Below are 20592 nucleotides of genomic sequence, written 5' to 3' on the forward strand. Positions count from 1 at the left end.
ACGAGAGCGATTCACAGTAGTTCAAGCCTACGCCGCGTGCGACGTGTCGGAACGCCGCTTCGTGTCCTGATCGCGGGTCAGGAGAGGAGCAGCGGAAGGAAGCCGATTGACCCGATGAAGAGGAGCGAGAAGATCGACACGATGACGATGAGCGCGAGGATCGCGACGCCGACGTAGCCGAGGATGAGCCCCGCGATCGCCATGCCGCGGCCGCCGATCGCGGAACCCGGCTGCGTCTGCTTCAGAGCCATGTGTCCGGTGATGATCGCCGCCATTGACGCGAGCAGCGGGAAGACGGCGAAGCTCAGGACGATGCCCGCGATGCCGGTGATGAGAGCAGCCACGGCCAGTCCGCTGGTCGGCAGGGGCGCGGCATAAGGCTGTCCGACCGAGTACGGCTGCGTCGTCGGGTACGGGTGGCCCGATGCGTGTGGCTGAGCCGGCGGATATGCCTGGGTCGATGCGTACGGCTGGGCCGGCGGGTATGCCGCCGGAGGCTGATATGACGGTGCTCCCGGATACGCCGGCGTGCTCTGGGCAGGGGCACCGGGGTACGGATGCGGGCCGCCATCGACGGGCGTCGCGGGGACAGCCGGTCCAGTCGCTGGTGTGGTGCTGTCGTCGCTCATGGCGTTGCCTTCCGTCGTCCCCAGAGTTCCAGTCGGCCGTCCCGGTGTCAATCCGGGCGGACCTCAACGGATGCCGACGCACCGATAGGATGGCTCGGGCCCGACCGAGCACCAGTGGGAATGAGAGATCATGAGTTCAGAACGTGTCGTCCTCGTCACCGGAGGAAACCGCGGCATCGGCCGGTCCATCGCCGAACGCTTCATAAGCGACGGCTATCGCGTCGCTGTCACGGCGCGCAGCGGTGAGGGTCCCGAAGGCGCGCTCACCGTGCGCGCGGATGTGACGGATGCGGCATCCATCGACGCTGCTTTCACCGAAGTCGAGTCGAAACTCGGTCCGGTGGAGATCGTCGTGGCGAACGCCGGTATCACCAAGGACACGCTCCTCATGCGCATGAGCGAGGACGACTTCGACAGCGTGGTCGCGACGAACCTCGGTGGAGCGTTCCGGGTCGTCAAACGTGCGTCGAAGGGCATGCTGCGGGCACGCTTCGGACGCGTCATCCTCATCTCCAGCGTCGTGGGGCTGTACGGATCGGCCGGACAGGTGAACTACTCCGCCTCGAAGAGCGGCCTGGTCGGGTTCGCCCGGTCGTTGACCCGCGAACTCGGCGCGCGCGGCATCACCGCGAACGTCGTCGCTCCGGGATTCATCGAGACCGACATGACTGCTGAGCTCCCCGAAGACACCCAGAAGCAGTACAAGGCCAACATTCCGGCAGGTCGCTTCGCCACGCCCGACGAAGTCGCCGGAGTCGTCACCTGGCTCGCGGGAGACGATGCGGCGTACATCTCAGGTGCTGTCATCCCTGTCGACGGCGGCCTGGGAATGGGCCACTGATCCGCTGCGCGGAACGGTCAGAGCGCCGACGCCGCGTCGATCAGCTCGGCGAGACGTGCGGGCTGGGTGAACTGCGGCCAATGCCCCGAGTCGATCTTCGTGACCGTGACGTCATGGATCGCGCGGTATTCGTCGGCGTACGGCCCCCATTGGTCGAGCTGCGCCTCGAGCTCGCCCTGATCGAGAGAACCCATCAGCATGGTGACCGGCACGCGGTGACGGTCACCGGACAGCACGACGGGATCGGTCGGGACTCGTGCGGGTACCGATGCTGTCAGCGGCAGTGTGCGCGCTCGCGTCTCGGCGTCGATGTCGTGCACGTCCTCTTCGGGGAAGTGCTCCCAGCCGGGGAACGGGATGACGCCGTCCACGACGGGGAACTCCGAGATCGCCGAACCGGGCGGCGGCGGCACGGTGTCGACGAGGATGACGCGCGCCACGCGGTCGGGCCGCACATCTGCCGCGCCCCAAACGACATTGCCGCCGCCGCTGTGGCCGACGAGCACGACGGACCCGGTGCTCGCATCGATCTGTGCGACAACCGCCTCGATCCAATCGCTGATTCCGATATCGGCCGACCTGACGGCAGCTTCGCCGACGCCAGGAAGCGTGAGCGGACGGGCACGATGCCCGGCGGCCTCGAGAGCACGCGTGACGTCGTCCCACGAGGATGCGTCGAGCCAGAGACCCGGTACGAGAATGATGTCCATACAGCGACGCTACGCGCGGGCTCCGACAACCGCTAGAAGATGGAGCGGGATCAACAACCTGTCAGGCGGCGTGAGGTCACGGAAGCAGCGCGATGACTGCGCTGAGATCCTGAGGCCCGATTATCAGGCTTGCGGCCTCTCGTACAGCCGGCTTGGCGTTGAACGCCAGGCCGAGACCGGCGACCGACATCATCTGCAGATCGTTCGCTCCGTCCCCGATCGCGATGGTGGCATCCAGGGGCACATCGAGCTCGGCGGCCCATTCCGTGAGCGCATGAGCCTTTGCCGCAGCATCCACGATCTCGCCGTCGACGAAACCGCTCAGCAGACCGTCTGCGACGTCGAGACGGTTGGCGCGCCATCTGTCGACGCCCAAAGCGGGCGCGATGTGGTCGAGGACCTCGTGGAATCCGCCGGACACGACGGCGACCACACCGCCTCTCTCGTGCACGGCCGCAGTCAGCTCGCGGACGCCGGGCGTCGGTTCGATGCGCGCCTGCACCCGGGCGAAAGCGGCGGTCGGAACGCCCTTCAGCTCCTTGACCCGGGACCGAAGGCTCGCTGCGAAGTCGACGTCGCCGCGCATGGCGGCCTCGGTGGCGCGCTGCACCTCGTCGCGGCGGCCGGCCTCGTCGGCGAGGAGCTCGATCACCTCATTGCGGATCAGAGTGGAATCGGCATCGAGGACGACGAGGAAACGCGCAGAGGTCACACGGTCGAGCGTAGCGCGCTCATCACCGTTCGATCTGCACGCCCTTGCCGACGACCGTGATCCCCGAATCCGTCACGGTGAAGCCGCGCTCGAGGTCTCTTTCCCGATCGACCCCCACGGTGGCGCCGTCGAGCAGGACGACGTTCTTGTCGAGCACGGCACGATGGATCCGAGCCCCCTGTCCGACGTGGACGTGGTCGAAGAGCACCGAATCGGTGATCGTCGAACCTCCGCCGGCGAGTGTCCCAGGACCGACGACGCTGCGTTCCAGATGCGTTCCCGAGAGCACGGATCCCAGTGACACGATCGAGTCGATCGCGTTGCCGATCCGTCCGACGGCGTCGCGCACGAACTTCGCCGGAGGGGCGTTCACGCTCTGCGTGCGGATGGGCCACAGCGTGTTGTAGAGGTTGAACACAGGCAGCGTGGAGATGAGGTCCATGTGCGCGTCGAAGAACGAATCGATCGTCCCGACGTCCCGCCAGTAGGCGCGATCGCGGGGCGATGAGCCGGGTACGTCGTTCTGCTTCATATCGTAATAGCCGGCCTCGCCGCGCTCGACGAAGTAGGGGATGATGTCCCCTCCCATGTCATGCGCCGAGGTCGGCACTTCGCCGTCGGACTCGACCGCTTCGACCAGCGCATCCGTGTCGAAGATGTAGTTGCCCATCGAGGCGAGCACCTCGTGGGGCGAATCAGCGAGGCCTTCGATGTCGGTCGGCTTCTCCAGGAATGCGCGGATGCGGCCCGAACCGTCGGGATCCGCATCGATCACACCGAACTGGTTCGCCATCGCGAGCGGCTGGCGGATGCCGGCAACGGTGGCCTTCGCTCCTGAGGCGATGTGCGCCTTGACCATCTGGCGGAAGTCCATCCGGTAGACGTGATCGGCGCCGATGACCACCACGATGTCTGGTTTCTCGTCGTTGATCAGGTTGAGGCTCTGCAGAATCGCATCCGCCGAGCCCGAGAACCAGCGCTTGCCCAGCCGCTGTTGCGCAGGCACCGACGTGACGTATGAGTCGAGCAGAGCCGACATCCGCCAGGTCTGCGAGATGTGCCGATCGAGGCTGTGCGACTTGTACTGCGTCAGCACGACGACCTGTCGCAGCCCCGAGTTTATGAGGTTCGAGATCGCGAAATCGATCAGCCGATACTGGCCGCCGAACGGCACCGCCGGTTTCGCACGGTCGGCCGTCAGGGGCATGAGTCGCTTGCCTTCGCCGCCGGCGAGGATGATGCCGAAAACCTTCTTGGGGACCGCCATGGCTCCACCATAGATCCCGAACGCGTCGCTGTACTAGCGTTCAGACATGCGCGTCGACATGATCACGAAGGAGTACCCGCCGGAGATCTATGGCGGGGCCGGTGTGCATGTCGCGGAACTCGTATCCGCGCTGCGTCGGTCGATCGAAGTGCAGGTGCGCGCGTTCGGTGCCGATCGCGGCGAGGCGGGGACGCGGTCGTATCGGACGCCGACGGAACTGGCCGGTGCGAACACGGCTGTGCAGACGCTCGGAACCGACTTGACGATGGTCGGCGACATCGCCGGAGCCGACCTGGTGCACAGCCACACCTGGTACGCGAACTTCGCAGGACACGTCGCCTCGCAGCTGCATGGCATCCCTCACGTGCTCACGGCGCACAGCCTGGAGCCGTTGCGCCCATGGAAGGCCGAGCAGCTCGGTGGTGGCTACGCGGTCTCCAGCGGAATCGAGAAGCTCGCGTATGAGAACGCCGCGGCGATCGTCGCCGTGTCCGGCGGGATGCGCGCCGACATCCTGCGCAGCTACCCCGGTGTGGACCCGGCGCGGGTGAGGGTGATCCACAACGGAATCGACGTCGAACAGTGGCGGCCGGTTCTGGATGCCGCGTTCCTCGCGAGCATCGGCATGGATCCGGCTCGTCCGTCCGTGGTCTTCGTCGGCCGGATAACCAGGCAGAAGGGCCTGCCGTATCTGCTGCGTGCCGCCGCAGAGCTTCCGTCGGAGGTGCAGCTGGTACTGTGCGCAGGCGCACCGGACACACCGGAGATCATGGCCGAGGTCCAAGAGGGCGTGCGCCTGCTGCAGGAGACACGTCGCGGTGTCATCTGGATCGAGCGGATGCTGCCGCGAGTCGAGCTCTCCGCGATCCTCACCGCAGCCACGACGTTCGTGTGCCCGTCGGTCTACGAACCGCTCGGAATCGTCAACCTTGAGGCGATGGCATGCGGCGCAGCCGTGGTCGGCACGGCGACGGGCGGTATCCCGGAGGTCGTCGATGACGGCGTCACCGGCCGGCTCGTGCCGATCGAGCAGGTGGCGGACGGGACGGGAACACCGGTCGATCCGGACCGCTACGTCGACGATCTCGCGCGCACACTGACCGAGGTCGCGATGGATCCGGAGCGCGCCGCATCGTATGGGGAGGCGGGACGTGAGCGCGCCGCCCGCGAGTTCAGCTGGGGTTCGATTGCCGACACCACGCGGGCACTCTACGCGGAGCTGACAGGTTGAGCCGATAGGCTTGAACCATGCCGAGTGCTCTTGATTTCACTGATGTCGTCGTGCGCCGTGACGGGCGCAACATCGTCGATCATGTGACCTGGCAGGTCGCAGACGATCAGCGATGGGTGGTGCTCGGACCCAACGGCGCGGGCAAGACGACCCTGCTGCAGCTCGGTGACACGCTGATGCACCCGAGCGGTGGCACTGTGACGATCCTCGGAGAGACGCTGGGGCGCACCGACGTGTTCGAACTGCGTCCACGGATCGGTTTCGCCTCGTCGGCGATGGCGAAGCGAATCCCGCGCGACGAGAGCGTGCTCAATGTCGTCCTGACCGCTGCCTACTCCGTGACGGGTCGCTGGAACGAGCAGTACGAGAACATCGACGAGCGCCGAGCGCTGCGCGTGCTGGGGGAGTGGAAGCTCGAACACCTCGCCGATCGGACGTTCGGAACGCTCAGCGACGGCGAACAGAAGCGCGTGCAGATAGCGCGGGCCGTCATGACAGATCCTGAGCTGCTGCTGCTCGACGAGCCGACGGCATCGCTCGACCTCGGCGCCCGCGAAGAGCTGCTGGGTCTGCTCAGCGGCTACGCATCCTCGCCGACGACCCCTGCCATGGTCATGGTCACCCACCACGTCGAAGAGATCCCGGTCGGGTTCACGCACGTGCTGCTGATTCGCGACGGCGGCATCGTCGCGGCCGGTCCCATCGCCGACGCTCTGACGGCGGATGCGCTGACCGAAGCCTTCGGGATGCCGATCTCGCTCAGCGCTGCCGACGGCAGGTACGCCGCGCGCGCCACTGGATGAGATCCCGTCTGCTAGACTCGACCCTTGGTGCATCTGCACCCTTTTGACTTCTTCTCTGTACGCACCCGCAAGCCAAGGAATACGCATGAAGACTGACATCCACCCCGACTACCAGGCGGTCGTGTTCCGCGACCTCGGCTCGGGCGAGACCTTCCTCACCCGCTCGACCGTCTCGAGCGACAAGAAGATGGAGATCGACGGCGTCGAGTACCCCGTCATCGACGTCGAGATCTCTTCGTCCTCGCACCCGTTCTACACGGGCAAGCAGCGCATCATGGACTCGGCCGGTCGTGTCGAGAAGTTCAACCAGCGCTTCAAGGGCTTCGGCGGCAGCAAGTAACTTCTGCCCGCAGAGAAAAGGCCCCGCTTCGGCGGGGCCTTTTCTCGTGCAACCTTCGTCAGAAGGGCGCTGCGTCCGACGGCCGTACCGGCCAGGTGCCGTCGAGTGTGTCTTCGGCATCGAGCCGGCCGATCCGGATGAAGTACTCGGTGAGGCTCTCGGCCTGTGTGCGTGCCCACCCGATCTGCTGCGTGTGCAGTTCATGCGCTGAAGCGGCCAACGGAAAGCTGCGGGCGATCGCCTGAGCGACACGACCGGCGGCGATGGCATCTGCCGCAGCCTCGTGCGCGCCATCGAGCCGCACCGCATAATGCTCCGCGACGACCTCGAGCGTGCGCTTGCCCTTGCGATAGCGATCGACGGCCTTGTCGATCACATGCGGGTCGATGACCGGCCCTGGCGACTCGAGCGGCGGGATGCCGTGCCGCAGGCACTCGTGCGTGAGCAGCGAGAAGTCGTAGGACGCGTTGTAGGCGACCACCGGCATGCCCTGCGTGAACAGTGCTCGCAGAGACTCAGTGACCTCGGCGACGACCTCTCGCGCGATGCGACCTTCGCTCCGCGCCTTCTCAGTGCTGATACCGTGCACGGCCGCCGCACCATCCGGTATGGGAATGCCGGGATCGGCGAGCCAGGAACGTGCGGCGATCTCTCGGCCCTTGGCATCGAGCACGCCGACGTGCGCGGTGACGATTCTGTCGGAGGTGACGTCCACGCCCGTCGTCTCAAGATCGAAGACGCCTATGCGGCTGAGCCAGGCTGGGAGTTCGAGATCGCTTGCCATGACCCCACGGTAGGGAGGGCCTCAGACAATGACCCGCAGACTCGCCCGTAGACTTTACTCATGCCCGTTCCCTCGCCCTATTCCGACCGGTTGAGCCGTCTGCCGGTCGAACGCCATGAGGTCGAGGTCGCGGGCGCGAAGACCGCGTACTGGGTGTACGGCCCTCACGACTCATCGACCACGGTGATCGCCGTGCACGGCTTCCGCGGCGAGCACCACGGACTGGAGCCCGTGCTGGCCTATCTCCCCGAAGTGCGCGTGATCGCTCCCGATCTGCCAGGATTCGGCGAGACACCACCGCTTCCGGGGCGTACGCACGATCTCGCCGCGTACGCAGACTGGTTGAAGGACTTCGCCACGGCCGTCGCCCCCGGCGCCGTCATCCTCGGGCACTCGTTCGGCTCGATCGTCACGTCTGCAGCGGTGGCCGACGGGCTGGAGACGCCCCGGCTCATCCTGATCAACCCGATCGGTGCCCCGGCGCTCGAGGGCCCCAAGGGCGTGATGACCCGTCTCGCCGTCTTGTACTACGACCTCGGAGCGGCGCTGCCCGCGCGGATCGGCACCGCGCTGCTGCGCAATCGACTGATCGTCCGTGTCATGAGCATCACGATGGCGAAGACGAAGGATCGGGCACTGCGCCGCTTCGTCCATGATCAGCACGACACCTACTTCTCCGACTTCGCCGATCGCGATGTGCTGCGCGATGCCTTCGTCGCAAGCGTCTCGCATGACGTCCGTGTCTTCGCTCCGCAGATAGACGTCCCCACGCTGCTGGTCGCCGCGCAGAAGGACGACATCACGCCGATCGCGGCGGAGCGACACCTTGCGACGCTCTTCTCGGACGCGTCCCTCGTCGAGATCGCCGACGTTGGTCACCTCATCCACTATGAGACCCCGGCAGAAGCGGCGGGAGCGATCCGTCGCTTCCTCAGGGTTCCCGTCGCGCGAGGCCGATGAGCCCTGCGACCCGGTAGGGGATCACCTCGCCCATCGCGAGTGACGTCTCCGTGCGGTCGACGCCTTCGATCGACAGGATCCTGGCATCCGTGTCGAACAGATGGCGGGCATCACGACAGGCAACGCGGGCCAGCAGGTCGATGGAACCGCTGAGGCCGTGCACCTGCAGCACCTCGGGTATGCGAGCGAGTTCTGCCGTGATGCGAGGAAGCTCGGTCTGCCGCAGCCCGATGCTGACGAAGGCCTGCAACGGAAAGCCGAGCACTTCGGGTGAGAACGAGCGTTCGTAGGAGAGGAACACGCCGGTCTGCTCGAGCCGCGCCATTCGCGCCTGGATCGTGTTGCGTGACAGGCCGAGTGTCTCGGCGAGCGCGACGATCGTCGTGCGGGGGTCTTCAGCGAGGACGGCGAGCAGATCGAGATCGACGCGATCGAGAGCGGGCATAGTGCCAAACCATAGCAGGCACTCCGCGCACGTCCTGGGCAACATGCTCAAGCAGGTTTCGAATGCTTGAGCGTGCTGATCAACGGACGTACCCTCGAAGCATCCGATTATGTTGTCGGTGCACGCGTGCAGCTCCTCACGAGGGAGACACACGACAGGAGGACGATGATGTCACCGCAGACCACCCCGATCGCAGACTCCACGCAGGATCTGGAACTGTCCGAGAGAATTCTCGCGCCGGACGGCACCCGCCAGAAGAACCCTGATCTCGACCCGTTCGTCGCCGACGTCGACGCCGCGCAGCTGCGCGCGCTGCTTCGCGACATGATCATCCTGCGCCGCATCGACGCCGAGGGCGTCGCCCTGCAGCGCCAGGGGCAGCTCGGCCTGTGGGCGCCCTGCAACGGCCAGGAAGCAGCGCAGATCGGCACCGCTCGCGCGATCGACCCGATCGACTTCGTCTTCCCGAGCTACCGCGAGACCGGCGTCATCTACGCGCGTGGCGCGCAGCCCGGCGACTTCGTGCGAGTGTGGCGAGGCGAAGAGGGCGCGCCGTTCAATCCGGCCGAGATGCGCGTCGCTCCGCTGCAGATCATCATCGGTGCGCAGACGCTGCACGCTGTCGGCTACGCCATGGGCATCAAGCACGAGAAAGCCCCCGAAGTCGCCGTCACCTACTTCGGTGACGGCGCCACGAGCCAGGGCGATGTGAACGAGGCGATGGTCTTCGCCGCGTCGTACCAGGCACCCGTCGTGTTCGTCTGCCAGAACAACCACTGGGCCATTTCCGAGCCGGTCGCCGTGCAGTCGCAGTACCCCATTGCGGGGCGTGCGCCGGGATTCGGCATCCCCAGCCTCCGCGTCGACGGCAACGACGTGCTCGCCTGCATGGCCGCGATGCGGTGGGCGCTCGCCCATGCGCGTGCAGGCAAGGGGCCCGCATTCATCGAAGCCGTCACCTACCGCATGGGTCCGCACACCACCTCCGATGACCCGACCCGCTATCGCGATCCCGCCGAGCTCGAGGCCTGGCGTGCACGTGACCCGATCGCTCGGCTCGAGGCGCACCTGCGCGCATCGGGCGAACTCGACGACGAGCACGTGGCGGCCGCGCAGGCGGATGCCGACACCATGGCGCGCGAGATGCGAGCGGCATGCCTCGGCATGGTGACTCGCGAGCCGCTCGCCGTGTTCGACAACGTGTACGCCGAGCCGCATTGCGGGATCGACCGGCAGCGTGACGAATACGCCGCATACGTGTCGTCGCTCGAGGAGGCCTGAGATGACGGAGATGACACTGGGCAAGGCCCTCAACGCCGGACTGCGCAAGGCGATGAGCGACGACGAGAAGGTCGTGCTCATGGGTGAGGACATCGGCAAGCTCGGTGGCGTGTTCCGCATCACCGACGGGCTCCTGGACGAGTTCGGCGCCACACGCGTGATCGACACGCCCCTCGCGGAGTCCGGGATCGTCGGCACCGCCGTCGGTCTCGCGTATCGCGGATATCGTCCCGTCGTGGAGATCCAGTTCGACGGATTCGTGTACCCGGCGTTCGATCAGATCGTCTCGCAGGTCGCCAAACTGCATTACCGCACTCAGGGGCGCGTGAAGATGCCCATCACCATCCGGATTCCCTGGGCAGGCGGAATCGGCGCTGCCGAACACCACTCGGAATCGCCGGAAGCGTACTTCGTGCACACGGCGGGGCTGCGCGTCGTCACCGTGTCGAATCCGCAGGATGCCTATCGCTGCCTGCAGCAGGCGATCGCCTCGGACGATCCGGTCGTCTTCTTCGAGCCGAAGCGCCTGTATCACCACAAGGGTGACGTCGACCTGAATGCGTCACTTGCCGATGCACCGCCGATGGGCGTCGCGCGTGTCCTTCGCGAGGGATCGGATGCCACGATCATCACGTACGGCGCCATGGTCTCGACCGCGCTGGATGCGGCGTCGGCTGCCGAAGACGACGGAGTGTCGCTGGAGGTCATCGACCTTCGTTCGATCTCTCCGGTGGATTACGACACCGTCGCGGCATCGGTGCGCCGCACCGGCCGCGTCGTCGTCGCGCACGAGGCCTCCCGCGAGGCAGGTGTCGCGGCAGAGGTTATCGCGAGCATCACGGAGCGCTGCTTCGAGTCTCTGGAGTCTCCGCCGCTGCGTGTCACCGGACACGATGTGCCGTACCCTCCTGCGAAGTTGGAGAAGTTCCACCTCCCTGATCTTGATCGGATACTCGACGCGGTCGACCGCGTTCTCGATCGGCCGAACAGCCTGACGGGAGCCGAATCATGATCGAGGAATTCCACCTGCCCGACCTCGGCGAGGGGCTCGCCGAGGCCGAGGTCGTGCAATGGCTGGTCGCGCCCGGCGACACGGTGACTTTGAACCAGACGCTGGCCGAAGTGGAGACGGCGAAAGCGGTGGTCGAGTTGCCGTCTCCGTTCGATGGCATCGTGTCGACGCTGCACGCCGAGGCCGGCGAGACGGTCGCCGTCGGTGCGCCGCTGATCGCTTTCGACGTGGCAGGCGCGGAAACGCCGGATGCCGCGGCTCCGGATGCCGCGACCTCGGACGCCGCGTCATCGGCAGGCGAGGAGAAGACGCCGCCCAACCTCGTCGGATACGGCGCGGCGCCTGCCAAGGGAACCCGCCCGGCGCGACGAGCGCGGAGGGCCGCACGTGTCGACGTCGCCGCCGACACCGCTGTGTTGGAAGCAGCACCTCACGACGCTCTACCGGAGTCTGCCGCCACCGCTCGGGTGGGTGAGCGTCCGCGTTCGACGCCTCCCGTGCGCGCATATGCGAAGCGGTCAGGAGTGGACATCGTGCTCGTCGCAGCCGAGGTGGGTGATCGTGTGATCACTCGTGACGACATCGACGCATATCTCGAGCGGGTGGGCAGCCCGGCGGCAACAGCGGAGCCGCGCACTCCTGAGGCCGCGGCAGCCGTCTCCACCGGGGAGAGGGAGACTCGGATCCCGATCAGGGGAGTCCGCAAGCACACGGCAGCGGCGATGGTTCAGAGCGCCTTCACCGCGCCGCACGTGACCACCTTCCACACGGTCGACGTCACCGCGACCATGGATCTGATCGCGAGCCTGCGCGATGACCGTGCGCTGTCCGAGCATCGGATCGGGCCGCTGGCGGTCGTGGCGAAGGCCGTGTGCCTCGCCCTCAGCCGCACACCGGGTCTCAACTCGCGCTGGGATGACGCCGCCGGTGAGATCGTTCAGCCGCACTATGTGGACCTCGGCATCGCCGCCGCCACGGAGCGCGGCCTGATCGTGCCGAACATCCGTGACGCGGATCAGATGACGCTTACGCAGCTCGCCGATGCGCTACGTGCGCTCACCGAGACCGCCCGATCAGGGAAGACCTCGCCTGCAGAGCTCGCCGGTGGCACGTTCTCGATCACCAACATCGGCGTCTTCGGGATCGATGCCGGCACTCCGATCCTGCCTCCAGGACAGTCCGGAATCCTCGCGGTCGGCGCCGTGCGACGCATGCCGTGGGAGCACAGGGGAGAGATCGCGCTCCGCCAGGTGATGACGCTGAGCCTGTCATTCGATCACCGGGTCGTCGACGGCGCGGAGGGAGCCAGGTTCGTCAAGGACGTCGCCGACATCCTCGAGGAGCCCGGTCGCGCGATGCTGCTGCGATGAAGGCTCTTCGGCAGGCTCATCCACCGGCAGCCCGGTCGGTGAGCCTGTCGAAGACCTCAGGCCTCTCAGGAGGTCAGGGCGGCGTGCGCCATCGACGTGAGGATAGTCGCCGTCGACTTCTTCGATCGACTCGCGCTGCGTGTGCTGTGCGGAGTGGAATTGATGAGGCCGAAACAGGCCTGTACACGCAACCGCAGCTCGTCGGATGGCGCGTCGTGCAGCGGCGCGAGCGCCGAGATCCACAGGTCGATGTATGTCCGCTGCAGCCGGCGGACCTCGGCGCGGTCCTCGTCGCTCAGGTGTGCCAGATCCCGATCCTGCACGCGGATGACGTCGGCGTGGGTGAGCGCGAAGTCGACGTGGAAGTCGATGAGAGCCAGCATCCGTCCCTCATCGTCGGACGCCGCCGCGGCGACGCGGCTCCCGCCGCTGACGAGGTCTTCACTGACCTTGACGAGAACAGCGCCCAGCAGCGCCTGCTTGCCCGAGAAATGGCGGTACACCGCAGGGCCGGAGACGCCCACAGCGGATCCGATGTCCTCCAAGCTCACGCCGGAGTAGCCGCGCTCGGCGAAGAGGCGCGCGGCCTCGTTCAGCAGGGAGTCCGCGCGTTCTGCCTTGGCGCGATCACGCGCTGTCGGGGGGCTTGTCATCTCAGTTAATGCTCGCTAACCTAAAATGATTGGTTAGTGAACAGTAACCGAGAATCCCTGTTCAATGCCACTGCGAGTCAAGGAGGACACCGCGATGCCGGTCACCCAGGAGATGCTCGCCGCTGAATTGCGCGAGCGGCGCGCTGCCGCCGCGCTCGGCGGCCCTGAAGCCTCCCGCACGCGTCACGTGTCGCGAGGCAAGCTGCTGCCGAGGGAGCGGATCACCCGACTGCTCGACGAGGGCAGCCCGTTCCTCGAGGTCGCTCCGCTGGCCGCACATGGGCTGTACGGGGGAGAGGCCCCCGGTGCCGGGGTGATCGCAGGCATCGGGCTCGTGCACGGCCGACACGTGATGGTCGTCTGCAATGACGCGACGGTCAAGGGCGGGAGCTATCTGCCGCTCACCGTCAAGAAGCATCTGCGGGCACAGGAGATCGCGCTGGAGAACCGGCTTCCCTGTCTCTATCTTGTGGACTCCGGCGGCGCGTTCCTGCCGAAGCAGGATGAGGTCTTCCCCGACCGCGAGCATTTCGGCCGCATCTTCTTCAACCAGGCGCGGATGAGCGCCGAGCGCATCCCGCAGCTGGCAGCGGTGCTCGGATCCTGCACAGCCGGTGGCGCATACGTCCCCGCGATGAGCGACGAGACGGTGATCGTCCGCGGGCAGGGCACGATCTTCCTTGGCGGCCCTCCGCTGGTGAAGGCGGCGATCGGAGAGATCGTCAGCGCGGAGGATCTCGGCGGGGGCGAGCTGCACGCGCGGCGTTCCGGCGTCGTTGACCACCTGGCTGAAGACGACGAGCACGCCCTCGAGATCCTTCGCGACATCGTCGCGACCCTTCCCGCTCCGTTCGCGCCGGCGTGGGAGATATCGGCATCCCGTCCACCGGCTGATCAGCCCAGCCTCTACGACGTGGTCCCCGTCGACGTGAATGCCGCATACGACGTTCACGAGGTGATCGATCGCCTCATCGACGTCGACTCCTTCCGCGAGTTCAAGTCCGAGTACGGCACGACGCTGGTCACCGGTTTCGCCAGATTGCACGGGCATCCGATCGGGATCGTCGCGAACAACGGTGTGCTCTTCAGCGAGTCGGCGCTCAAGGGCGCTCACTTCATCGAGTTGTGCGATCAGCGGGGCATCCCGCTGCTCTTCCTGCAGAACATCACGGGGTTCATGGTCGGCTCCGATGCCGAGGCCGGCGGCATCGCCAAGGACGGCGCGAAAATGGTGACAGCGGTCGCCACGACACGGGTGCCGAAGCTCACCGTGATCATCGGCGGATCCTTCGGCGCTGGCAACTATTCGATGTGCGGGCGCGCCTACTCGCCCCGATTCCTGTGGACCTGGCCGGCCAGCCGCATCTCGGTGATGGGCGGCAACCAGGCGGCATCCGTGCTGGCGACGGTGAAGGATGACCAGTTGACCGCCCGTGGCGAGAGCTGGAGCGCCGATGAGCGCACCGCGTTCGAGGAGCCGATCCGTCAACAGTATGAAACGCAGGGCGAGCCTTATTATGCCACCGCACGGCTCTGGGACGACGGCATCGTGGATCCGGACGAGACACGAGACCTGCTGGGTCTCGCACTCGACGTCGTCGCCCGCAGTCCACTGCCAGAGCCGCGCTTCGGCGTGTTCAGGATGTGAATCAGATGAACGATTCCAAGACGATGACGACAGTTCTGGTCGCCAACCGCGGCGAGATCGCGCGCCGCATCCTCCGCACGCTGCGGGAGCACGGGTTGCGCAGCGTCGCGGTGTACAGCGAGGCCGATACCAACGCACCTCATGTTCGCGAGGCCGATGACGCCGTCCTGATCGGCCGCGCGCCAGCAGCGGAGTCGTACCTCGTCGTCGACGCCGTGCTCGGTGCCGCGCTGCGGAGTGGCGCGGACGCGATCCACCCCGGCTACGGGTTCCTCTCGGAGAGCGTCGCTCTTGCCGAGGCTTGTGCGCGAGCAGGCATCATCTTCATCGGGCCTTCGATCGAGGCCCTCGAGATCATGGGCGACAAGGCGAAGGCGCGCGACCACGTTGCCGCACGCGGAGTGCCGGTGGTGCCGGGCTTCACTGCGCAGGGACTGTCGGATGCCGAGATCGCGAGTCGTGCGGATGAGGTCGGCTACCCGCTGCTGGTCAAGCCCAGCGCCGGTGGTGGCGGCAAAGGCATGGAGGTCGTCTCGGATGCGAGCGGACTCGGCGCAGCGCTGGCATCCGCCCGCCGTGTCGCCAAGGCGGCGTTCGGCGACGATGCACTCATACTGGAGCGGCTCATCCGTCGCCCCCGCCACATCGAGGTGCAGGTGTTCGGTGACAGCCACGGCACGGTCATCGCGCTGGGTGAGCGCGAGTGCACTCTGCAGCGACGCCATCAGAAGGTGATCGAGGAGGCACCGGCCGCAGGTCTGCCCGACGGTCTCACCGGGAGGCTGTTCGAGGCGGCGGTTCGTGCGGCCGAGAGCGTGTCGTACGTCGGCGCCGGCACGGTCGAATTCCTCATCGATGCGGATGCGCCGGATGACTTCTTCTTCATCGAGATGAACACGCGGCTGCAGGTAGAGCATCCGGTGACGGAAGCGGTCACCGGGCTCGATCTCGTGGCACTGCAGATCGACGTCGCCGCCGGCGGTGCGCTTCCGGCGCCGCCTACGGTGAGCGGGCATGCTGTCGAGGCCCGTATCTACGCGGAATCACCCGAACGAGACTTCCTGCCCTCCACGGGCCGCATTCTGCACTTCGCCGAGCCGCGCGGCGTGCGGGTGGATGCCGCGATCGAGACAGGCAGCGACGTCACAGGTTTCTACGACCCGATGATCGCGAAGGTGATCGCCTACGGCCCCGACCGTGCGACGGCACTCTCGCGCCTGGATCGGGCGCTGGCACAGACCGTCGTGCTCGGCGTCGACACGAACATCGCATTCCTGCGGCAACTGCTCACGAACGAGCGGGTCGTCAGCGGCGACCTCGACACAGGGCTGATCGAGACGCTGCTGCCTGTGCAGGCCGCTGAGCCGTCCGCATCGATGATCGCCGCCGCGAAACAGGAGCTGCAGCGTGAAACAGGGCGTGGCGGAGCCCGTCTCGCACAGGAGGTGCTGTTTCGACGTTCGGGCGGAGTCTGGGCAGCCCTCACGGACGCCGGCTCACGCGCGGTCGCCTTCCTCACCGACACGGACGAGCTCGTCGAGGCAGCAGCGGATGCGCGGACAAGCCTCGCTTCGGCGACGGATGCCGATGGAGCGATCTGGGTGAGTGAACACGGCCACTCCGCCCGTCTTCGCCCCGTGGATCGCCGGCAGCGGATGCGACTCCGTCTCGACGCCCAGCATCCGACCAGCATGGAGACTCATCCGGAGGCACGCGCCCCGATGCCGGGGAGCATCGTCGCGGTGCATGTCGAGGAAGGCGCGATCGTGACTGCAGGTCAGCCACTGGTCTCGATCGAGGCCATGAAGATGGAGCATCCGGTTCCCGCCCCGCACGACGGCACCGTGCACCTGCTGATGGCGGTCGGAGACCAGGCGAAGCGCGGCCAGGCCGTCGCACTCGTGACATCCACCGCAGGGACGACGTCGAACGACACCCCAAAAGGAGCAATTGCATGATCGAAGATCTCACCGCAGAAGAGGTCGAACTCGCCACGATGGTGCGCGAGTTCGCCGACACCGTTGTCGCGCCGCAGTCCTACGAGGCTGACCGCACGCACACCCTGTCGATGGACGTCGTCCGCCAGATGGGGGAGCTGGGGCTGTTCGGGCTTCCCTTCCCCGAGGAACTGGGTGGGCAAGGCGGCGACTACATGGCCCTCGGACTCGCGATCGAGGCCCTCGCACGAGTGGACCAGTCGATCGCGATCACGCTGGAGGCCGGCGTGAGCCTCGGCGCCATGCCGATCTTCCGCTTCGGCAATGACGCGCAGAAGGCCGAGTACCTGCCCGATCTGCTCGCCGGTCGTGCTCTCGCGGGCTTCGGGCTCACGGAGCCCGAGGCCGGCAGCGACGCCGGCGCGACGCGCACCACCGCTCGTCGCGATGGCGATGAATGGGTGATCGACGGGACCAAGCAGTTCATCACCAACTCCGGCACGCCCATCACCCGTTTCGTGACGGTCACCGCTGTCACCGGCATCCGAAATGGACGCAAGGAGATCTCGACCATCATCGTGCCGAACGGCACGCCCGGATTCACTGTCGAGGCGCCGTATGACAAGGTCGGCTGGCGCGCATCCGACACCCATCCGCTCACCTTCGACGGAGCCAGAGTCCCGGCGGACAACCTGCTCGGGGAAGAGGGTCGCGGATTCGGCAACTTCCTCAGCATCCTCGATGAAGGCCGCATCGCGATCGCCGCGCTCTCCACGGGCGCAGCGGAGGGGTGCCTGGAAGCCGCGGTCGACTACGCGAAGAGCCGCACCATCTTCGGCAGCGCCCTGAGCACGAGGCAGAACGCGCAGTTCACGCTGGCCCGCATGCGCGCCCGCGTGCACACGGCTCGCCTCGCCTGGCATCACGCGGCACGGCTCCGCGATGCAGGGAAGCCGTTCGCCGAGGCATCCGCGATCGCGAAGCTCGTCGCCGGAGATGCGGCGATGGACAACGCCAGGGATGCGACGCAGATCTTCGGCGGCAACGGGTTCATGAACGAGTTCTCCGTGGCGCGGCACTACCGGGATTCGAAGATCCTCGAGATCGGCGAGGGCACCACCGAGGTGCAGCTGCTCGTGATCGCGCGGGCGCTGGGCCTTGCCGGGTAGCGTGTCAGCATGACGGACATCCTCCAGCGCGGACTCTACTTCGAGGAGTTCGAGGTCGGCGCGCGCTATCTGCATCGCCCCGGACGGACTGCGACCGAGGCCGACAATGTGCTCTTCACGACATTGACCATGAACACGCAGGCACTGCATCTCGACGCCGCATTCGCCGCCGATCAGCAGTTCGGACAGCGCCTGATGAACTCGATGTGGACTTTGTCGACTATGGTGGGTTCCTCGGTCGCGCAGCTGACGCAGGGCACGCTCGTGGCGCAGCTCGGGCTGGGCGAGATCGCATTTCCGCATCCGCTGTTCGCCGGCGATACGCTCTACACCGAGAGCATCGTGACCGAGAAGCGGCCGTCGTCATCGCGACCGGGGCAGGGCATCTGCACGATCGCTCACACCGGTCGTAATCAGGATGGCGTCGTCGTCGCAACCGCAGCGCGGACGGTTCTGATGCTCTGTGTCCCTGGAGGCGATTCATGACGTTCGACCTCGGACCCGCGCTGCTCTTCTGCCCTGCGGATCGACCGGAGCGCTTCTCGAAGGCGCTCGAGCGCGCCGATGCCGTGATCCTCGACCTCGAGGATGCCGTGGCACCCGCCGACAAAGCATCGGCACGCGACAGCCTGATCGACGCTGCTGTCGAACCCGAACGCGTGATCGTGCGTGTGAATGCGCCCGACACGGGTGATTTCACAAGTGACCTCGCGGCGCTGGCCGACACGGAGTTCCGCACGGTCATGGTCGCGAAGGCGGAGGATCCCACGGCGTTGGATGCCTTCGACGAGAGGTTCTCGCTGATCGCCCTGTGCGAGACGGCGCGTGGCGTCGCGGCGGCAGACCGGCTCGCCGCGCACGATCGGGTCGTCGCACTCATGTGGGGCGCGGAGGATCTGGTGGCATCCCTCGGCGGAACGTCGAGTCGACAGCGGGACGGCCGCTACCGGGATGTCGCGCGGTACGCGCGTTCGCGGGTGCTCGTGGAGGCAGGAGCGCGCGGCAAAGCGGCAATCGACGCGGTGCACATCGACCTCGATGATGCTGAGGGACTGGCGGCGGAAGCCGCGGATGCCGTGGCTTCCGGCTTCCACGCCACGGCGTGCATCCATCCAGGTCAGGTGCCGATCATCCGCGAGGCGTATCTGCCGGATGCCGAGACCTTGTCCTGGGCGGAAACCGTGCTGGCTGCGGCGGACGGTGAGCGAGGCGTTTTCCGCTTCCGCGGGCAGATGGTCGATGAGCCCGTGCTGCGTCACGCTCGTTCGGTGATCGCGCGCGCCGGGCGCTGAATCGACTCGCTCAGGCGGTGACGGTCTCCAGCAGCCGAAGGATGCCAGGGGCCGCTTCGAAGCGGTGCAGGGATCCGTTCGCCAGCGGTACGCCGATGGGGGGAATCGTGCCGCCGGATGCATGATCGAGCAGTGCGCGAATGACACCTCCGTGGGCGACGACGATGATCGACTCCGCGACCGGCGCGGAACGGCGACGCGATGCGCGGGCGATCACATCGAGAGCGGCGAGCGCACGCTGTCCCACCTGATCGAAGCTCTCGGCCCTGGGGACTTCGGCATGCCAGTCCCCATAGCGGTCGATGTAGTCCGCGACGAGCATCCCCTCCGCCTCGCCGAACTCACGCTCGCGAAGATCCGGGACGAGTTCCGGCTCATCGAGCCCGATCGCGCCCGCGATGATCTGCGCCGTCTCATGCGCGCGCACGAGCGGGCTCGCGTAGATCGCGTGATGCGTGGCGCCCGCGAGCATCGCCGCGGCGTCTCGCGCGTGGCCGCGGCCGGTCTCGTTGAGGGGGATGTCGGTCGAGCCCTGGATGCGGCGATCCAGGTTCCAATCGGTCTGACCGTGACGGACGAGGGTGATGAAGGTCACTTTAAGAGCTCCAGAAATGCCGGGAGGACGTCGCTTGTGCCGCCTGCGAGGGTGACGTGCGCCCAAGCGTCGGCGCGAGTCGGCTCGCGATTGACGATGATGAGCGGGATGCTGCGGCGACGGGCGCGCTCGATGAGGCGCACGCCCGAGTTCACGACGAGCGAGGAACCCGCGACGATGAGGGCATCGCTGGCGCGCAGCAGGGATTCGGCGGCGCGGAAGCGGTCAGCAGGCACGAACTCGCCGAAGAACACCACATCCGGCTTCAGCATCCCGCCGCACACCGTGCACGTCGGGACGACGAAGTCATCCGTGCTCTCGGGTGCGACGTCGCCGTCCGGATTGAGAACGATGTTCTCCGGGACGGTGATCCACGGGTTGAGCTCCTCGATCTGCGTCGCGATGTCACGCCGATCGAAGACCTGTCCGCACTGCAGGCAGACCACCCGACGCATGGTGCCGTGCACCTCGATCACCCGACTGCTGCCGGCTCGCAGGTGCAGGCCATCGACGTTCTGCGTGATCACGCCCGAGGCGATGCCGTCTCGTTCCATCTCGGCGAGCGCGATATGCCCGGCGTTGGGCTCGGCGTGGGCGAAAGCGCGCCAGCCGAGGTGCCCCCCGACCCAATAACGACGGCGTGCGGCCTCGTCGGACAGATAGCGCTGCCCGGTCATCGGGTCGGCCCGCGTCCTCGCACCCTCGCCGCGGTATGCGGGAATACCGGAGTCGGTCGATATCCCGGCTCCCGTGAGAACGGCGATCCTGCGACCCCTGAGGAGGTCGACGGCTTGCTCCACACCGGCAGACAGCACGGCATCGGTCGTCACGCTCACAGAACCTCCCCGAGCGAGTCTACGGCGTGTCCGAAGAGTGAGGGACGTCCAGTCGGAGCCGCGAGATGGTGGCAGAG

22 protein-coding genes are annotated in these 20592 nt (G+C 66.7%); 13 read left to right on the forward strand and 9 right to left on the reverse strand.

Going from position 1 to position 20592, the window contains the following annotated elements; genetic code table 11:
• Positions 1-77: 77 nt before the first annotated feature.
• Positions 78-629, reverse strand: a complete 552-nt coding sequence (locus HDC95_RS03480) for a DUF4190 domain-containing protein (RefSeq protein WP_259061776.1) — start codon at positions 627-629, stop codon at positions 78-80.
• A 130-nt stretch (positions 630-759) separates the two neighbouring features.
• Between HDC95_RS03480 and HDC95_RS03485 the strand changes: the two genes are divergently transcribed.
• Positions 760-1470: a beta-ketoacyl-ACP reductase gene (locus tag HDC95_RS03485; protein WP_259061777.1), complete on the forward strand. Its 711-nt coding sequence runs from the start codon at positions 760-762 to the stop codon at positions 1468-1470.
• 17 nt (positions 1471-1487) lie between these two features.
• Here HDC95_RS03485 and HDC95_RS03490 read toward each other — a convergent pair whose 3' ends face one another.
• The 3 genes from HDC95_RS03490 to glgC form a co-directional block, all read right to left on the reverse strand.
• Positions 1488-2180 (reverse strand): alpha/beta fold hydrolase, encoded by a 693-nt coding sequence (locus HDC95_RS03490; RefSeq protein ID WP_259061778.1) that lies wholly within the window; start codon positions 2178-2180, stop codon positions 1488-1490.
• A 76-nt stretch (positions 2181-2256) separates the two neighbouring features.
• Positions 2257-2892, reverse strand: coding sequence for a phosphoserine phosphatase SerB (gene serB, locus HDC95_RS03495; protein WP_259061779.1), 636 nt, complete (start codon positions 2890-2892; stop codon positions 2257-2259).
• Positions 2893-2914: 22 nt separating this feature from the next.
• Positions 2915-4159 carry a glucose-1-phosphate adenylyltransferase gene (gene glgC, locus HDC95_RS03500; protein WP_259061780.1) on the reverse strand — a complete coding sequence of 415 codons (1245 nt, stop codon included), beginning with the start codon at positions 4157-4159 and terminating at the stop codon, positions 2915-2917.
• 46 nt (positions 4160-4205) lie between these two features.
• Here glgC and glgA point away from each other — a divergent pair, with 46 nt between their 5' ends.
• The 3 genes from glgA (at position 4206) to HDC95_RS03515 (ending at position 6533) form a co-directional block, all read left to right on the forward strand.
• On the forward strand, positions 4206-5390 hold the full coding sequence (gene glgA, locus HDC95_RS03505; RefSeq protein ID WP_259061781.1) for a glycogen synthase: 1185 nt from the start codon (positions 4206-4208) through the stop codon (positions 5388-5390).
• A gap of 17 nt (positions 5391-5407) precedes the next feature.
• Positions 5408-6193, forward strand: coding sequence for an ABC transporter ATP-binding protein (locus HDC95_RS03510; protein ID WP_259061782.1), 786 nt, complete (start codon positions 5408-5410; stop codon positions 6191-6193).
• Between the two features lie 85 nt (positions 6194-6278).
• Positions 6279-6533, forward strand: a complete 255-nt coding sequence (locus HDC95_RS03515) for a type B 50S ribosomal protein L31 (protein ID WP_259061783.1) — start codon at positions 6279-6281, stop codon at positions 6531-6533.
• A 58-nt stretch (positions 6534-6591) separates the two neighbouring features.
• On the opposite strand, the gene HDC95_RS03520 is transcribed toward HDC95_RS03515, so the two are convergent.
• A complete protein-coding gene (locus tag HDC95_RS03520; RefSeq protein WP_259061784.1) occupies positions 6592-7317 on the reverse strand; it encodes an exonuclease domain-containing protein in 726 nt (241 codons plus the stop codon).
• Positions 7318-7377: 60 nt separating this feature from the next.
• On the opposite strand from HDC95_RS03520, the gene HDC95_RS03525 reads away from it, so the two are divergent.
• Positions 7378-8277, forward strand: a complete 900-nt coding sequence (locus HDC95_RS03525) for an alpha/beta fold hydrolase (protein WP_259061785.1) — start codon at positions 7378-7380, stop codon at positions 8275-8277.
• Here HDC95_RS03525 and HDC95_RS03530 read toward each other — a convergent pair.
• The gene (locus HDC95_RS03530; RefSeq protein WP_259061786.1) at positions 8249-8722 is read right to left on the reverse strand and encodes an Lrp/AsnC family transcriptional regulator; all 474 of its coding nucleotides are present in this window, start codon (positions 8720-8722) and stop codon (positions 8249-8251) included. The genes HDC95_RS03525 and HDC95_RS03530 overlap by 29 nt on opposite strands.
• A gap of 168 nt (positions 8723-8890) precedes the next feature.
• On the opposite strand from HDC95_RS03530, the gene pdhA reads away from it, so the two are divergent.
• From pdhA to HDC95_RS03545, 3 genes are read left to right on the forward strand one after another with little or no spacing between them, the layout of a single operon-like run.
• Positions 8891-10003, forward strand: a complete 1113-nt coding sequence (gene pdhA, locus HDC95_RS03535; RefSeq protein ID WP_396652667.1) for a pyruvate dehydrogenase (acetyl-transferring) E1 component subunit alpha — start codon at positions 8891-8893, stop codon at positions 10001-10003.
• Between the two features lies 1 nt (position 10004).
• Positions 10005-11015, forward strand: a complete 1011-nt coding sequence (locus HDC95_RS03540; protein ID WP_259061788.1) for an alpha-ketoacid dehydrogenase subunit beta — start codon at positions 10005-10007, stop codon at positions 11013-11015.
• Positions 11012-12385: a dihydrolipoamide acetyltransferase family protein gene (locus HDC95_RS03545; protein WP_259061789.1), complete on the forward strand. Its 1374-nt coding sequence runs from the start codon at positions 11012-11014 to the stop codon at positions 12383-12385. Before HDC95_RS03540 ends, HDC95_RS03545 begins: the two co-directional genes overlap by 4 nt.
• A gap of 65 nt (positions 12386-12450) precedes the next feature.
• On the opposite strand, the gene HDC95_RS03550 is transcribed toward HDC95_RS03545, so the two are convergent.
• The gene (locus HDC95_RS03550) at positions 12451-13038 is read right to left on the reverse strand and encodes a TetR/AcrR family transcriptional regulator (protein WP_259061790.1); all 588 of its coding nucleotides are present in this window, start codon (positions 13036-13038) and stop codon (positions 12451-12453) included.
• Positions 13039-13102: 64 nt separating this feature from the next.
• On the opposite strand from HDC95_RS03550, the gene HDC95_RS03555 reads away from it, so the two are divergent.
• From HDC95_RS03555 to HDC95_RS03575, 5 genes are read left to right on the forward strand one after another with little or no spacing between them, the layout of a single operon-like run.
• Complete coding sequence (locus HDC95_RS03555) at positions 13103-14686, forward strand: carboxyl transferase domain-containing protein (protein ID WP_259061791.1); 1584 nt, start codon at positions 13103-13105, stop codon at positions 14684-14686.
• Positions 14687-14691: 5 nt separating this feature from the next.
• Entirely contained in the window at positions 14692-16644 is a 1953-nt protein-coding gene (locus HDC95_RS03560) for a biotin carboxylase N-terminal domain-containing protein (protein ID WP_259061792.1), read from the forward strand.
• The gene (locus HDC95_RS03565; RefSeq protein ID WP_259061793.1) at positions 16641-17792 is read left to right on the forward strand and encodes an acyl-CoA dehydrogenase family protein; all 1152 of its coding nucleotides are present in this window, start codon (positions 16641-16643) and stop codon (positions 17790-17792) included. The genes HDC95_RS03560 and HDC95_RS03565 overlap by 4 nt, the downstream gene beginning before the upstream one ends.
• 9 nt (positions 17793-17801) lie before the next feature.
• The gene (locus HDC95_RS03570) at positions 17802-18278 is read left to right on the forward strand and encodes a MaoC family dehydratase (protein WP_259061794.1); all 477 of its coding nucleotides are present in this window, start codon (positions 17802-17804) and stop codon (positions 18276-18278) included.
• Positions 18275-19084, forward strand: coding sequence for a CoA ester lyase (locus HDC95_RS03575; protein WP_259061795.1), 810 nt, complete (start codon positions 18275-18277; stop codon positions 19082-19084). The genes HDC95_RS03570 and HDC95_RS03575 overlap by 4 nt, the downstream gene beginning before the upstream one ends.
• Before the next feature lie 10 nt (positions 19085-19094).
• On the opposite strand, the gene HDC95_RS03580 is transcribed toward HDC95_RS03575, so the two are convergent.
• The gene (locus HDC95_RS03580; RefSeq protein WP_259061796.1) at positions 19095-19679 is read right to left on the reverse strand and encodes a histidine phosphatase family protein; all 585 of its coding nucleotides are present in this window, start codon (positions 19677-19679) and stop codon (positions 19095-19097) included.
• The gene (locus HDC95_RS03585) at positions 19676-20515 is read right to left on the reverse strand and encodes a Sir2 family NAD-dependent protein deacetylase (protein WP_259061797.1); all 840 of its coding nucleotides are present in this window, start codon (positions 20513-20515) and stop codon (positions 19676-19678) included. Before HDC95_RS03585 ends, HDC95_RS03580 begins: the two co-directional genes overlap by 4 nt.
• Positions 20516-20592: the final 77 nt, after the last annotated feature.

The organism is Microbacterium sp. AK031, from assembly GCF_024807145.1.
Classification (GTDB): Bacteria; Actinomycetota; Actinomycetes; order Actinomycetales; family Microbacteriaceae; genus Microbacterium.